Raw genomic sequence first — 14618 nt, 5'->3', positions numbered from 1 at the left:
CTTATGCCAAAATGCGTGAAAGTCCCGCATTCATTTCATCATCCGTGACGGTCTTGTCTATATAAGCTTTTCCCACCTCTTCCAGCAGAATAAAGCGGATCGTCCCGGAATCCATCTTTTTATCACTCTTCGTCGTTTCAATGACCTCATCTGCGGAAAGTCCGCTGACCGTGAGAGGCATGCCAAAACGCTTCATCATCTCTTTTAACCGCAGCAGTTCTTCCTCCGCCATCGTCCCCCTGGCAGCAGAGATTCCCATGGCCGCGATACAGCCCAGCCCTACACAGTGGCCGTGCATCAGCTTAAAATCAGCCAGCTTCTCGATTGCATGGCCCAGCGTATGGCCGTAATTAAGCAGCGCCCGTTCTCCCTGCTCCGTCGGATCCATTTCCACGACATCACGTTTAATCCGGTTGCTGACCAGGACCATCTCCTCACAGACGGACAGATCCCTCCGGCCAATCTCCTCCCCATGCTCTCCCAGCCACTCATAGTATGCCACATCCTTAATCAGGCCATGCTTGATGATCTCTCCCATACCGGAAGAAAACTGCTCATCCGTAAGGGTCTTCAGAGTGGAAATATTCGTATAGACCAGCTTCGGCATATGAAAAGCGCCGACCATGTTCTTGTAGGCGTCAAAATCAACTCCGGTCTTCCCTCCGATGCTGGAATCAACCTGCGAAAGAAGGGTGGTGGGAACCTGAATAAAGGAGATCCCCCTCAAATACGTCGCGGCCGCAAAGCCGCACAGATCTCCTACCACGCCTCCTCCTAAGGCCAGCAGATAATCGTGGCGGTCAAACTTCTTTAAGATCAGGTTCTCATAAAGATCCTTTACTGTATTTAAGTTCTTATTCTCCTCCCCTGCCGGAAATATAAAATGCTCTGTCTTCCGGCAGCAGGCCGAGGCAATTCGTTCCACCTCCTCAAGGTAGAGCGGGGCCACGTTAGAATCCGTGACGACGCAGATCTTCCGGTCCTCCAGATTCATCCCGCGCAGCTCTTCCTCCAGCTGACCGAAGGATTGTTCCATTACAATATCGTATACTTTTCTTCCATCCATATGTACCGGAATTCTTTTCTCCATATTACGGTTCCTCCAAAGTAAAATAGAAAGCAAACAATCTTCCTTCCTGACGGTCCATGTCACGAAAAATCCCGCGGCGCCGGCAGCCCGGTGGTTGGAAGATTGTCTGCTTGTACTATACCTAAAATCTGATTGTCTTTTATCGTCATGGCTACAGACGAAGATTCATTCCGCCCATATCCAGCGTACCATTATTCAGCAAGTCCTGAAAATCACCGGAAAGCTCTACGGATTCCGGAGTTGCTATAAATATGTAATTCGAGATCTTCTGCAGATTGCCGTTCATAGAGTATGTCGCACCCGATGTAAAATCGATAATTCGCTGTGCCACTTCCGTATGGATTCCTTCCATATTCAGCACAACCGCTTTTCCGGCCAGCATATAATCACAAATCTCTTTGGCATCCTCGATGGACGTCGGCTTCACCATGGAAACTTCCATCATGGAGCGCTGTTTCATCGGTACTACCTTTGGAGAACGTGATAGAAAGCGCGGCTTCTGATCGTACTCTTCCTCGTCATCGTAATAGTCATCTTCATCTTTTTTGGCAAAGAGTCCTTTTCTGGCAGGTCTGTCATCCTCATCTTCGTAATCGTCATCTAAGTAGTAGTCATCCTCTTCATCGTCACCGTTTAAATGCACACTCTCCAGCAATTTGCTAATTATGCTCATCCTTCATTCTCTCCAATCTTATATCTTGTACCAAAAATGCCGGTACCGACTCTTACCAGAGTTGCTCCTTCCTCTATCGCTACTTCATAGTCTCCGGTCATACCCATTGAGAGCATACTCATAGTAACATTATCAATGTTTTTTCCGCGCATGTCAACATAAAATTGATATAATTTTTTAAAAATTGGCCGATTTTCTTCGGAATTATCTACAAAAGGCGCAATTGTCATCAATCCCCGAATATGCACATGGGAAAATGCCGCAATTTCTCTCAGCGCCTGCTCCGTTTCCTCCAGGCGGAAGCCGTATTTGCTCTCCTCCTCCGCCACATTCACCTCCAGCAGAATGTCTGCGGTAATGCCCTTTTTTGCTGCTTCCTCGTCGATCTGGGCCGCCAGCCTGACCGAATCCACACTGTGAATCAGGACGGTCTTGTCCACCACCTGGCGTACCTTGTTTCTCTGTAAATGGCCAATCATATGCCAGCGGATATCTGATTCCAGCACCTCGTGCTTTTCACACAGCTCCTGAACCTTGTTTTCTCCAAAATCGCGGATTCCTGTCCCGTACGCTTCTTCAATCATGGAAACCGGCTTTGTCTTGCTGACCGCTACCAGCGTCACTTCCCCACGGCTTCTTCCCGCCCGTCTGCAGGCCTCTGAAATCCGTCTTTCTACCTCTTCCAGATTTTCTTTTACCATATTGTAACACCTCTTTACTGATAGATTAATTCGCCTTCACTGACTGTCGACGCATCCAGCACGATGTGGTCGTATACAGCCAGACCGTACGTCATATTCTTCTTAATTGTATAGTATTCGTCGTTGGACGCCAGCACATCGATCTGCTTAAACACAGCATAGCCCTTATTGATGTTGTACACACCCTGTAAGGACGCGCTCGCCCCGATCTGATAGCGGTCTGTAGAATCCGGCTTCACAATATAATCACCGGCATTAAATCCGTTTTCCCCGCCCATCTCGATATAGTAGTTGTCCTCTTCGGAATAATAGATTGTCGCCGGAACAAATACCACGGAGGTTCCCGATTCCGAATAAACCTCCTTATTAAATCCGCTTTCAGAGCTGTCGCCGCCCTGAGTTAAATACTCCATGGGAACGAGATAAAAATCTTTCGTCGTCACGGCGCTGGCGGGAATCTTAAGCCCGTCCACCTTACCGGAAATAATCTCAAAGTCCACGTAACGGTCTGAGGCGAACTGGACCATGTATTTATCAAAATCCAGTTTTCCGTATGGCTTTCCGTCCGTTCCGGTAAGCATGGAAAAGCTGCCTGTGGCTTTTAAATCATGACCGGAAAATGTGACTGTCAGGCTTGTCTTATCCCCATAAGTCTTCACATCATCGTCACTCAGCGGAAATACCACGGACCACTGATCCGACGTGATCATCTTATAGACAGGAATCCCCTTTTCAATCAGATTTCCTGCTTTTGTAATCGTCTTCGTATACTTGCTGCGGTCGAATACTGCCTCCGAAATTCCTGAGGCATTCAGGTTCTCATAAGAGTCCACTCCGTAGGACACGACACCGGCCTCATCGGCCCGCACCTGCTGAAAATTAAATCCCGCTTCGTCAAGGAGGCTTCCAGCGTTATCGAGCGCATTAAAATTCATGTATTCCATCACGTCTGCTTCCAGCGTATACTTCGTATCGTAAACCGAGTTAAAACGGTTGTCGTCATACGTAAGGCTGAATACAGTCAGCTGTTTCTTTAAATCAGCCAGATTCTCCGCTGTCAGTGTGACATTTTCTTCTGTATTTTCTTCCAGGAATGATGCGATATTTCCTGTTTCATCAATGGAATAGATCCGCGTTCCCACCGACGCCCTCTTTCCCTCCCGGATATAATAGTTGATATATCCGGAGCGGTCGGCGGTCTTCACCTCTTCCTCCCTCAAAATAATACCGGTATAATCGGTATTATTCACGATGCTTCCTTCCTGTACTTCATAGAACTGGACCTTGTCCCTCCGTATGTAGGTATAGACGCTGAACACCATATAAACAAAAATCAATGCGAAGATGATCATTCCGACATTAATATGAAGCGGCTTCCGGTATTTAATGATCTTCTTATTCTTTTTTTTCGGGGCCGCCTCCTTCTTTCGGGGCCTTACCTTCTGTTGTGCCAAGAGAGCGCCTCCTTTCCCTTCTAGTTATTATAAGAGGTAAATGCAAAAAGTTCAAGTGAAAGATACGCGGAAGGTACGCGGACGTAGCTTAGGTTGTGAGGAAAGGAGCCATGGAGCGGGGAGGACGTGGAGCAGAGGGTGAGGGAGGGTGCTCAACACCCGAGCGAAAGGGGACATGGAGGCGAACTCATCAGGAGTTCGGCGGAATTTGCCCGATCCCCCTGCGGAACGTCCTTCCCGGGCCTGGAGACTGCCCCCGAGGTAACATGAGCCAGGACTTCGACCGTCCCCCGCCGCTCTTCCGGCAAGCCTCCGACACGTCCGCGTCCTTCCGCCAAAAAAACAAAAAAACGCACCTGACTCCCGCCAATACTTTCAGCGTTAGTCAGATACGTCCCTCTTTTGTTTATGTATGATTATAATGAAACAATCACATCGGCCTGCGCGTTCTCAGGCAGATTCTCTGCGTCCATGGATACGCTGAGAACGAAGGTCACGTGATACTTTTCACCGATTCTTTCCAAAGTCGTGATGGTGTCTGTAATATCTTCACCTTCTAAACAGGACAGTTTTAAAAAGCTGTCTAAAAACATCATTTCCAAATCGTGATCCTGTGAAATGATTCCACAGATAAAACCAATAAATCCTTCGCTCGATTCAATCGGGTACTCTTTGACATTAATGAGACGAATCTTGTTGCTTAACTCATACATGTGTTTGGAACTCTTGTCTAAATAGACGATGGATCCCTTGGAATCCCTGATGGCGGAATTGGCCCTATCCAACAGATGTTTTGTCTTCCCCTTACCCTTTTTTCCTGCTATTATCTGCACCATAGCGATCTCCTCCTTGAGTTATATGATTTGTATAAAAAGTCTATTAATATTAAAGTAATTATAGTACAAATCCCCATAAAACGCAACGACTAATCTACAATTTTATTCAATATATTTGACATATTATCGTAAAGGCCCGTTCTATCAGGGGCTTTTAAGACAACGGAAATATATTCCATCCCTGAAGAGCCGCTGCTGCCCATGATCAGACAGCTTCCCGCAGCCTTTGTCGTGCCTGTTTTGCCGCCCAGCGCAGTCAGTCCTTCCGGCATATCCCGTTCACCGGTCATATACCAGTTGCTCTGCTTCCAGGTCTTTGTCAGCGTATCTCCCGAGGCCGTCGCGTAGACAGCGTCATAGGATGACGTACCGATCACCTTCCTGAAATCAGGATATTTCATGGCCTCATTGAAAATCAGATACAGATCGTATGCGGTCGTATAGTGGTTTTCATCGTTTAAGCCATGGGGATTGACGAAATGTGTCCCTGTCGCTCCCAGCTTTCTTGCCTCCTCATTCATACGGTCGGCAAACTTCTCAATGCTGCCATCCATATGGACTGCGATCGCAGCGCCGGCGTCATTGCCGGAAGGCAGCATAAGACCGTAGAGCAGCTGCTCCATAGTCAGTTTATCGCCCGGTTTGATGCCGCATAAGGTCGCACCGCTCTCCGTAATCACCGCTTCTTCCGGTACCGTTACCTCGTCGGACAGATTCCCGTACTTGATCGCCAGCAGAGCCGTCATCGTCTTCGTGATGCTGGCCGGATACAGCTTTTCAAAGGGATTCTTTCCGAAAATCACCGTTTTATCCGACAGGTCAAAGACCGCCGCCGCTTCCGCGGTAACCGCCTGATCTGTGGATGGAGTGTCCGCCGTGACGACGCAGAGATTATGTGCAAAACTCTCTGCCCTGTCCGATAGCGCAGTTCCTTCATATAGAGCCGTCCTCTGCGCGAAGTCATAGGGATTATCCAGTTTTTTGAAGCTGGAGCATCCCGACAGCATGGTCACGCATAAAAACGCGCAGCCGGCTTTCATCGTAATTTTCTTCTTCACTTACAGACTCCTACTTATACATCTCACGCCACTCTAAGTCGCCGCGGTCCAGAGACTTGATTAAGAGCTCTGCGGTCGCCAGATTTGTTGCCAGCGGGATATTGTGCATGTCGCAGGTTTTCATGATATTAACGAGATCCGGCTCATGAGCCTTTGATGAGAGCGGGTCTCTCAAAAAGATCACCAGATCGATCTCGTTGTGCTCAATCTGGGCTCCCAGCTGCTGCTCACCGCCTAAATGACCAGCCAGATACTTGTGGATATTTAAATTCGTGACCTCTTCAATCAAACGGCCAGTGGTCCCTGTCGCGTACAGGTTGTGCTTGCTTAAAATCCCCCGGTAGGCGATGCAGAAGTTCTGCATCAGTTTTTTCTTTGAATCATGTGCAACTAATCCTATATTCATAACGATATACCTCCTTAATAATTACCAATTTTGCGTTGCAATCCAACATTCAGAACAAGGCCCATCCCGATAAAAATACTGATCAGGGAACTGACTCCCGAGCTTATAAACGGAAGCGGCAGGCCTGTATTGGGGAAAATCTGTGTCGCTACGGCGATGTTGGCAAATGCCTGAAATCCGATAAGCGCCGCCATGCCGGTGCAGATCAGCCGCCCCGCCATGTCTCTGGATTTGTACGCCAAGCGCAGACATTCAAATACGATGAGACCGAAGAGCACAATGACGGTAACCCCGCCGATAAAGCCCAGCTCCTCTCCGATAATTGCAAAGATGAAATCTGTCTCTCCGGTGGTGCCCAGCCAGTTTCCATCCTTTACGGATGCGATAGTCGTATTAAAAAGTCCCTTCCCCTGAAGCTGTCCGGAACTGATTGCCATGATAGAATTCTTCTGCTGATACATATTCTCCGCGTACTGTTCCGCATGCGGATAGATCCACGCCAGAATACGTCTTGCCTGGTAATCGTGGATAAAGGGGATCAACCCCTGCGTCAGCAGATAGATAAATAATGCGCCTGCAGGTATGGCAACCGCAAGCACGCCGCCGATCCAGCGGTAACTGATGCCAGCTGTATACACCATACAGAGTATGATGACAATGACAACCAGACTGGTGGATAAGTTTGGCTCTGCGAAAATAAGGCCGATGGGTATTACGGCCAGTATGGCCGCGATCCCCACCATAACAGGCATATTCATCTTTTCCTGATATTTATTCCAATACCAGGAAAAGAATACAATAAGCCCGATCTTCACGAATTCGGAAGGCTGTATCCGTCCGATACCCGGAACGTCGATCCACCTTGTGGCTCCGCCTGCCGTGTGACCCATCACCAGCACCGCACCTAAAAGAAGGATGCATACTGCGTAATCCAGCGCATATAAATTAATAATTCTATGATAATCGATGATGGAAAGCCCTATGGCCAGGGCAAATCCCACCAGGATACCGATTATCTGTTTTGTAACCGTCGAGGAATCCTGTCCGGATGCGCTTGCAACCACGAGAATCCCAATGACGGATAACGCCACCATGTAAAGAACCAAACGGTAATTATAGTATTTAAAATTGTAGTCAAAAAACATAGTCAGTATATCCCCTTGTCAGGTATATCGCGAATAGGGATGTTCGCATAAAGCACCGGCATATAGCTGTCACAGTCCGGCTGCTTCATCTTCGTCATCTGTATCTCTATTCTGTCGGAATCAACATCCATGTATCTCGATATCACATGGATCATGTCGTCTTTTATCATCTGCATCACTTCAGGAGAACAGTCCGCCTTGTCCGCAACCAGCAAAAGTTTCAGACGATTTCTTGCAATCTCTCCTGAATTCTTCTTACGGAATACAGGAAACAGGCTCATCTCATCCCTCCTACGCTCTCTTCAAGAGGTTGGAAAGCTTAAAGAAAAACCCTCCACGCGCCGCCACATTTAAAAGCGGCACCGTTTCGCCGGTTATACGTTTGCAAATGTCCATATAAGCCTGTCCGGCCGGTGTTCCTATGCCAACCAGAGGCTCTCCCTGATTGGTGGATATGACAATGTCCTCATCATCCGGGACTGCGCCGATGATATCAATGGCCAGAATGTCCATCACGTCATCGAGGGACATCATATCCCCGCGTCTCACCATATCCATACGGATCCGGTTCACCACCAGATCGATGGTTTTCATGCCGGAGGCTTCCAGGAGCCCGATAATGCGGTCCGCATCACGGATCGCCGATACTTCGGGTGTCGTTACCACAAGCGCCCTGTCGGCGCCAGCGATGGCGTTCTGAAAACCCTGTTCGATGCCAGCCGGGCAGTCCAGAAGTACATAGTCGAACTCTTCCCGCAGATCATCAACAAGTTTCACCATCTGGCCCGGATTCACCGAGGTCTTGTCCCTGGTCTGAGCCGATGGAAGCAAAAACAGATTTGGATATCTTTTGTCTTTTATCAGGGCCTGCTTCATACGGCAGTTGCCTTCTACCACATCTACAAGATTGTAGACAATGCGGTTTTCCAGTCCCATGACCACATCTAAGTTCCTGAGTCCTATATCTGTATCGATAAGAACTACCTTTTTCCCCAGAATGGCCAGGCCGGTACCAACATTGGCAGAGGTTGTTGTCTTGCCTACCCCGCCTTTTCCGGAAGTAATGACAATGATTTCACTCATCTCATATCCTCCTGATTCAATCCATATTCTATTCTACATTAATTTTCGGAATATTTCCACACTTTTTTTCATTGGTTTGATAGAGACTTTATTTCCATCCAGTGAAGCGGTCATCGGTCCGCGGCCCAGCTTCTTCCCGCGGCCATCCAGCCGTGAGGTGCAGTCTGCGATGCGAAGCTGCGTCGGAGCCATAGTCAGCGCCACAATCACTGCGGCCTCATTGCCCGCAACTCCGGCGCATACTGTGCCCTTAAGCGACCCGAGAACAATTACGTTCCCTTTCGCTATTACCCTGGCCCCCCGTTCCACATCTCCGATGATAATGATGCTGGCTTCCGATTCCAGCGTCTCTCCGTCCTGTAAATTGCCTTTAAAGAATTGTCCCGTCTGGCAGGACAGCTCCATCAGTTTCTCATTCAGTGCTTTTTCGCAGCGTTCGATGCGGTTAGCGTCCGTGTCAACGAGGCAGACGATCTCTAAATTGGAGTTCTCCATGATCTGGTTCACAACCGCAAATTCCTCTTCCGCTGTCAGTTTTCTTCCCTCCAGCGTCAGCGTCATCTGAGCCGATCCCCAGAACTTTGTATTGTCTCCAAATTTCCTGCCTATATCGGCAAGAAGCGTCTGAAACGGGACCTCCGGTTCCAGATAAACGGTCATACCCGCCTTGTTGCTTTTAATCACTACGGTATTATGCATCATATCCACCTGACCTTTTCTCTTACCCTTCTTAATCGCGAATCGTGACATTCGCCGCATCACGCGCACCGGCATTCAGAATTGACTCCAGATCAATTTCACCATAATAATACTGATACACGCTCTTTGCAATATTAGCGGCATTTGAAGCCGAATATCCGTATGGAATGTTCACGGTAACGCAGATCTCCGGATTGTTATATGGCGCATAGGAAATAAAGAACGCATGGTTCGGCTTGTTTTTTGCCTCCTGAGCCGTACCGGTCTTGCCGGCGATCGGAACCTCCAGGTCAGCAAACAGCTTCTTCGCCGTACCGCTGGCGATAACCTCCCTCATTCCCTGCTGTACAGTATCCCACGTTGAATCCGCCGCGTCAATATGAGAAGAAATCTCAGGGGTATAATCTTTAATCAGATTACCTTCAGAATCCGTTGTCTTATCCAGTAAGCTGAGTTCGAATACATTACCCCTGCTGGCGATAGCAGCCACATATCTCGATAACTGTACATTGGTATAGGCGTGGTTACCCTGTCCCATGGCGGAACGCTCCGGGTCGATGTCTGAAATCTGTGGTTCCAGCTCGTCAATTTCCACGCCGGATTTATGATCCAGTCCAAACATGGCAGCGTATTTATGCAGCTTCTCCAGACCGAGTGACGGAACGTAATTGCCGTCGGCATCCATGGACAGCCTGTGCCCAAGGTCCGCAAAGAAGAAGTTGCAGGAATTCTGAAGGCCGCCAACCATGTTTAACGGACCGTGATGTCCCGGATATATCCAGCATTTGATTGGCGTGTCAATCTCCTCATACCGCCCGGTACAGTCGATCGTATCCTCGATTCCAATTGCATGTTCCTCCAGCGCGGCAACAGCCGTAAGAGGCTTAAAGGTAGATCCCGGAGCTTTCTTCGCCTGTGTCGCATTGTTGTACAGCGGCAGTGATAAATCATTCTGAAGCTGGCTGAAATAGGCGCTGTCGCCGATCCTGTTATTGTCATACCCCGGATAGGATACGAGAGCCAGCACCTCACCAGTCTTGATATCCGTAACCACCACGCCAGCGTTGCACGGTGCCAGCGCCAGCTGGGCAGGTGTTATCTCAAGTGTTGATATCTTTTTCATCAAAAATGTGTATGCGTCACCAGTCGCCTTAAGCTGGTTAATATCTTCTTCATTATATTCCAGGATTCCCTGGTCAAACAGCGCCAGACAGAGCTCCTGTCCCGTGATGACGTCGTCATTGATCAGATAACGGTAAATTCTCTTGGTAAAGTTACGGTCTTCCTTCAGTTCAGCCAGTACATAGTCCACCAGCGAACGGAAGGTATCGTCGGCATTGGAATACTTGGAATCTGTTTCCAGCTTCGTAGTATCTACCCAGCCGTTCGCAATTCCATAATACAGGTAATCACGAAGACTGATCTCGTCTGCTTTCCACGCCAGGCACTCTGCACTCGTCTTATCAATGAAATCTTCTTTGATAATTCCCACAGTCGGGCTCGCCAGATACGTGTATATATAATACATATAGGCCGCCAGATCCTGATCCAGGTCCTTTAATGAAGCCGGATGGCTGCTCATCAGTTCATTCTGCAGTTCTGCAAAAATCTGATCTCTGGATGATAAGAATTTACTGTTGATATTCTTTTCAACATCAGAAGCCTCCTCTGATTCAAAGTGCTTCAGAGACAGAATATTGTTATTTATCAGCTGAAAATACGCATCCTTTACAGGAATCCTCATATTGGATCCGTCTGTAGAACTCGTAATCTCCACATCACCGTTTTCAATGGTCTTCAGCAGAACACCGGCCAAAGACTGTTCCACCAGATGGTAAATACCGGTCTGCAGGCCCGCAATCTGCGTGAGGTAGATGTCATTGCCGGCCTTAGATTCCGTTTCATTAAGGGTCTCCCTGACCCGTCCGCGGCTGTCCTTGTAAATTGTCTTGCTGCCCTTCGTTCCCTGAAGTTCCTGTTCCATTGTGGCTTCGATCCCCGTCGTTCCGACAATATCATTTACATCATAGTCCGGACGGCTCTTTTTCAGTTCCTCCAGCTGGTCCTCCTGTACCTTACCGGTATAGCCGATAATGGGGGCAAATGCGATACTGTCGTTATAAGCCCGGATGGTAGTTTCCTCCACGTTGACTCCCGCCAGGTCCGCTGTATGCTCCAGAACATCCGCAACAGTTTCGTCCGAAACCTGGGTGGCCACTGTCGTCGCCTCGTATTTACGGAACGACATGAGACGAAGCGCATACTTGATATTGATGATGTCAAGCGCCTCCTGATCCGTCATAGTGACAGGATTTCCATCGGAATCCTTCATCTCATTTAACTTGGCCGTGACACACGCTTTTTCAAACAGCTCTCTGGCCGAAATCGCGGAAGGATACTTGTTGTCCTCGTCATCTAACTCCTCCACGCTTTTTAAGCCGTAATAATCCCGCAGAAAACGCTTCCTGCCGGCCTCTGAGGAGGAAGTATAGATCATATCTCCGTTGCTGTCGATGGCTACCTCAAACTTTCCCTGTACCGTCTCCCCATGCTTCTCCAGGATTCTGACCAGCCTTAAATACATGGCGTTCTGATCCGCCGTTGTCTTATACTCTCCGGTGTCCTGAACGGTCACGGAATAAGCCAGCTTGTTGTAAGCCAGCACCTTGCCGTTCCTGTCATAGATGTTGCCGCGTGTTCCCGCTGTGGTAAGGGTCTGCTCCGTCAGCTGCATGTAATCGTTTAACGCCTGTTCTCCGTTTACGATCTGTAAATTAAACAGCTTATGGACGAGTCCTGCGTACATGGCTATACAGATGACTCCCAGTACAAGGAGTCTTGACGATGCGATTTTCTTCAAAAAGTCTTTTAAGATGTCTAATAAATCTCTAAACAATCGATGAATCTCCTCTTTTTTCTATCTCTTCCAGATGACGGTTGAACATCAGGAAAATACGGTAAATAAGCAGTGTTGTCACCACCGTGAAAATGATCTCCGGCAGCATTAAGTTCATGAAGTAGTATCCGATTCCGAGACGTTTCCGGATCAGGAACCGGAACACATAAATATAAAGATTGTACGCCAGGTCATTGAGCACGCTTAAAATAAGCGGCAGCGTAATGTAATCCTCATAGTAGTATTTGGTGCAGATACCGTTTACATATCCCACGTAGATGAAAATAAGCGTGTAAAAACCGAACGGGCCGCTGTAGAATAAATCCATCAGAAGACCGGAAAGAAGGCCGTAGTACATACCGGCCTCCTTTCCGTGGATAAATCCGAAGGAAAAGGTCAGAATCAGCAGCAGATTCGGAGATGCAGAGAGAAACGGAAGCAGCGGGAAGATACAGTTCTGAACCGTAAACGCCAGAATAATCATTAGAATATTAAAGATAATTCGTTTCATCGCCGCCGCTCCTTTCGTTATCGTTTTCTCGATTCTTCATAGCTTCTACTGTGCCGCAGCAGTCTCTTCTTCCGAAGAAGCCGCCGTCTCCCCGGCCTCGTTCGTCTCACTCTCTCCCGCCTGCGTCCCGGCAGAGGCGCCGTCTTCCGCGGTTGTCTCCTCTGTCATCTTCACTTTGAGATCGGTGATGACCAGAACCTCCTGCAGGCTGTCAAATTCTGCAGCAGGAATCAAGTAACCCGATTTGGTCACATTATTTGTGTCATTGGTGATCTCCGCTGCATAGCCCACCAGGACTCCCGGCACAAAGACGGAACTGGTGTTGGAGGTGACGATCTTATCGCCATCCTTTAAGTCGCTGTCCTTCAGCACGTTGGTGATGCGGAGCCGCCCCTCTTTAAACAGCGTCAAGTCACCGCCCACGATACAGCCGTCTCCAGACTGGAGGGCCATGGCGCTGACACGGCTGGAATCATCAATGATGGACCGGACTGTGGCGTAATTGGCGCCAACGTCCGTGACGATTCCCACCAGACCTCCGCCTGCAACCACGTTCATATCCACGGCGATTCCGTCCTTTGATCCCTTGTCGATCCGGAACACCTGGAACCAGTTGCTGGAGTCGTTGGCGATGACTCTGGCCCCGACCTTATTGTACTGGCCGTATTCCTGGTCCAGCTCATACAGCTGTCTCAGCCGCTTCAGTTCGAATTCCTCCGCCTGAAGCCTGGTATTTTCCTCCGTCAGCTGGGTGATGATGTCCTTCATCTCCTTGTTATCTTCCAGAGCGTCTTTCAGTTTTGTATAATCCACGATTTCATCGTAAATGGCGGAGCCCACCTTATTGACTCCGGACTGCACCGGGATCAGTAAGTACCCGACTCCGGTCCTCAAAGGCGTCAGCCACTCGTCATGGATTGATGTAAGGCCGATTAAAAGCACACAGATCACCGTTAAGGCAATCAGGACGTATTTACTGCGTTTCGATTCCATCTATATGATTCCCCGTTCTTTAAAACTGGTATAGGAATTGTCTCCTATGATAATATGATCCAACATACGGATTCCGATCAATTCTCCGGCTTCCATGATTCTTCTGGTTAATGTGATATCTTCCCGGCTGGGTGCCGGATCGCCGCTGGGATGGTTGTGAACCACAATGACATTCACGGCGTGGTACTTCAGCGCCTCAATAAAAATCTCCCTGGGTGAAACGACGGAAGCATTCACCGTCCCCTGGGAAATCAGCACATCTCTTATGAGCACGCCCTTTGTGTTCAGCAGCATGATGCGGATCTGCTCCTGCTCCATGTGCCGCATGTCTTCCACATAGTAGTTCACGATGTCTTCCGGGTTGGAAAAGGTGGCCACGTCTTCCAGCACAGCCTTCTTCCAGATCCGCTTCGACAGCTCTCCGATACAGAGGAGCTGCGCCCCCTTCACTCTTCCGATTCCTTTAATCTGAGTCAGTTCGGGGAGTGAAAGATGCAAAAGCCCTAAAATACCCTCGCTGGGGTAATTTAAGGCCAGTATCTTTTGTGCAAGTGCCAGGGAACTGTCTTCCCTGGATCCCGTCCGGATAATAATGGAGAGAAGTTCTCCGTCGCTTAACCCCTCAGGGCCTGTCCGAAGGCACTTCTCATAAGGCCGGTCATCCGCCGGTATGTCTTTCATCGTAATTCTGTTCATATGTCTCCTGTCCGTTACTCTCCAGGTACGTGTCAAAGACATATGTATTTAAATGAACCGATAGGTAATGAGAGCCAATGCCACTCCGATGATGCTTGCCATGGTGATCTTGATACTCAGGCCAAAGGTAATGACCAGAATACCGAAGTTAATAATGAGCGGTGAATCGAATCCGAAGGACTGTCCGAAATTCAGCCAGGACAGCCAGGATACATCCTGAGCCATCGTCCCAATAAATCCGCCCAGCACAATCCCCGTCAGCACCAGAAGAAGCAGTACCCAGCAGTTTTTACGTTTCATCTGTTACTACCCCTCATTCGTTTTTGGCAGGAAAATCCATGCCTGCTTTGTTATTCTATCATAGAAACGCAGTCGTG

Annotated in this window: 16 protein-coding genes; all 16 read right to left on the bottom strand. The window is 48.6% G+C overall.

The annotated features are described in order from the left end of the window. Position 1 precedes the first annotated feature (1 nt). The 16 genes from aroB to DFR60_RS12680 all read right to left on the bottom strand — a co-directional run bounded on the left by aroB (position 2) and on the right by DFR60_RS12680 (position 14541). On the bottom strand, positions 2-1090 hold the full coding sequence (gene aroB, locus DFR60_RS12760) for a 3-dehydroquinate synthase (protein WP_110323232.1): 1089 nt from the start codon (positions 1088-1090) through the stop codon (positions 2-4). A 151-nt stretch (positions 1091-1241) separates the two neighbouring features. Then, positions 1242-1763: a cell division protein SepF gene (locus tag DFR60_RS12755; RefSeq protein ID WP_110323231.1), complete on the bottom strand. Its 522-nt coding sequence runs from the start codon at positions 1761-1763 to the stop codon at positions 1242-1244. After that, entirely contained in the window at positions 1760-2464 is a 705-nt protein-coding gene (locus DFR60_RS12750; protein WP_110323230.1) for a YggS family pyridoxal phosphate-dependent enzyme, read from the bottom strand. The genes DFR60_RS12755 and DFR60_RS12750 overlap by 4 nt, the downstream gene beginning before the upstream one ends. 14 nt (positions 2465-2478) lie before the next feature. Next, entirely contained in the window at positions 2479-3918 is a 1440-nt protein-coding gene (locus DFR60_RS12745) for a biotin/lipoyl attachment domain-containing protein (RefSeq protein ID WP_110323229.1), read from the bottom strand. A gap of 416 nt (positions 3919-4334) precedes the next feature. Beyond that, complete coding sequence (locus tag DFR60_RS12735) at positions 4335-4754, bottom strand: hypothetical protein (protein WP_002604020.1); 420 nt, start codon at positions 4752-4754, stop codon at positions 4335-4337. A gap of 89 nt (positions 4755-4843) precedes the next feature. Then, positions 4844-5794: a D-alanyl-D-alanine carboxypeptidase family protein gene (locus tag DFR60_RS12730; protein WP_025530494.1), complete on the bottom strand. Its 951-nt coding sequence runs from the start codon at positions 5792-5794 to the stop codon at positions 4844-4846. Between the two features lie 28 nt (positions 5795-5822). Beyond that, positions 5823-6218 carry a methylglyoxal synthase gene (mgsA, locus tag DFR60_RS12725; RefSeq protein ID WP_110323227.1) on the bottom strand — a complete coding sequence of 132 codons (396 nt, stop codon included), beginning with the start codon at positions 6216-6218 and terminating at the stop codon, positions 5823-5825. A gap of 14 nt (positions 6219-6232) precedes the next feature. After that, positions 6233-7363, bottom strand: a complete 1131-nt coding sequence (locus DFR60_RS12720) for an FtsW/RodA/SpoVE family cell cycle protein (RefSeq protein WP_002604017.1) — start codon at positions 7361-7363, stop codon at positions 6233-6235. Positions 7364-7365: 2 nt separating this feature from the next. Next, positions 7366-7644, bottom strand: a complete 279-nt coding sequence (gene minE, locus DFR60_RS12715; RefSeq protein WP_002604016.1) for a cell division topological specificity factor MinE — start codon at positions 7642-7644, stop codon at positions 7366-7368. 10 nt (positions 7645-7654) lie between these two features. Further along, entirely contained in the window at positions 7655-8446 is a 792-nt protein-coding gene (minD, locus tag DFR60_RS12710) for a septum site-determining protein MinD (protein ID WP_002604015.1), read from the bottom strand. 33 nt (positions 8447-8479) lie between these two features. Next, the gene (locus DFR60_RS12705; protein WP_110323449.1) at positions 8480-9145 is read right to left on the bottom strand and encodes a septum site-determining protein MinC; all 666 of its coding nucleotides are present in this window, start codon (positions 9143-9145) and stop codon (positions 8480-8482) included. A 31-nt stretch (positions 9146-9176) separates the two neighbouring features. Next, positions 9177-12041: a penicillin-binding transpeptidase domain-containing protein gene (locus DFR60_RS12700; RefSeq protein WP_110323226.1), complete on the bottom strand. Its 2865-nt coding sequence runs from the start codon at positions 12039-12041 to the stop codon at positions 9177-9179. Then, entirely contained in the window at positions 12034-12552 is a 519-nt protein-coding gene (gene mreD / locus DFR60_RS12695) for a rod shape-determining protein MreD (RefSeq protein WP_002604012.1), read from the bottom strand. The genes DFR60_RS12700 and mreD overlap by 8 nt, the downstream gene beginning before the upstream one ends. A gap of 45 nt (positions 12553-12597) precedes the next feature. Next, on the bottom strand, positions 12598-13545 hold the full coding sequence (gene mreC / locus DFR60_RS12690; protein ID WP_110323225.1) for a rod shape-determining protein MreC: 948 nt from the start codon (positions 13543-13545) through the stop codon (positions 12598-12600). Beyond that, entirely contained in the window at positions 13546-14241 is a 696-nt protein-coding gene (gene radC, locus DFR60_RS12685) for a RadC family protein (protein ID WP_002604010.1), read from the bottom strand. A gap of 48 nt (positions 14242-14289) precedes the next feature. After that, entirely contained in the window at positions 14290-14541 is a 252-nt protein-coding gene (locus tag DFR60_RS12680) for a DUF4321 domain-containing protein (RefSeq protein WP_002604009.1), read from the bottom strand. Positions 14542-14618 lie beyond the last annotated feature (77 nt).

The organism is Hungatella effluvii, from assembly GCF_003201875.1.
GTDB lineage: Bacteria > Bacillota > Clostridia > Lachnospirales > Lachnospiraceae > Hungatella > Hungatella effluvii.
Note: the sequence above shows the minus strand (reverse complement) of the source record. Positions and strands in the feature narration are given on the sequence as shown.

Coding starts and splice junctions, on each gene's coding strand:
- DFR60_RS12755 (WP_110323231.1), bottom strand. CDS start 1,763: ATGAGCATAATTAGCAAATTGCTGGAGAGTGTGCATTTAAACGGTGAC.
- mreC (WP_110323225.1), bottom strand. CDS start 13,545: ATGGAATCGAAACGCAGTAAATACGTCCTGATTGCCTTAACGGTGATC.
- DFR60_RS12680 (WP_002604009.1), bottom strand. CDS start 14,541: ATGAAACGTAAAAACTGCTGGGTACTGCTTCTTCTGGTGCTGACGGGG.
- radC (WP_002604010.1), bottom strand. CDS start 14,241: ATGAACAGAATTACGATGAAAGACATACCGGCGGATGACCGGCCTTAT.
- mreD (WP_002604012.1), bottom strand. CDS start 12,552: ATGAAACGAATTATCTTTAATATTCTAATGATTATTCTGGCGTTTACG.
- DFR60_RS12720 (WP_002604017.1), bottom strand. CDS start 7,363: ATGTTTTTTGACTACAATTTTAAATACTATAATTACCGTTTGGTTCTT.
- aroB (WP_110323232.1), bottom strand. CDS start 1,090: ATGGAGAAAAGAATTCCGGTACATATGGATGGAAGAAAAGTATACGAT.
- DFR60_RS12750 (WP_110323230.1), bottom strand. CDS start 2,464: ATGGTAAAAGAAAATCTGGAAGAGGTAGAAAGACGGATTTCAGAGGCC.
- DFR60_RS12735 (WP_002604020.1), bottom strand. CDS start 4,754: ATGGTGCAGATAATAGCAGGAAAAAAGGGTAAGGGGAAGACAAAACAT.
- DFR60_RS12730 (WP_025530494.1), bottom strand. CDS start 5,794: ATGAAAGCCGGCTGCGCGTTTTTATGCGTGACCATGCTGTCGGGATGC.
- minD (WP_002604015.1), bottom strand. CDS start 8,446: ATGAGTGAAATCATTGTCATTACTTCCGGAAAAGGCGGGGTAGGCAAG.
- mgsA (WP_110323227.1), bottom strand. CDS start 6,218: ATGAATATAGGATTAGTTGCACATGATTCAAAGAAAAAACTGATGCAG.
- DFR60_RS12705 (WP_110323449.1), bottom strand. CDS start 9,145: ATGCATAATACCGTAGTGATTAAAAGCAACAAGGCGGGTATGACCGTT.
- minE (WP_002604016.1), bottom strand. CDS start 7,644: ATGAGCCTGTTTCCTGTATTCCGTAAGAAGAATTCAGGAGAGATTGCA.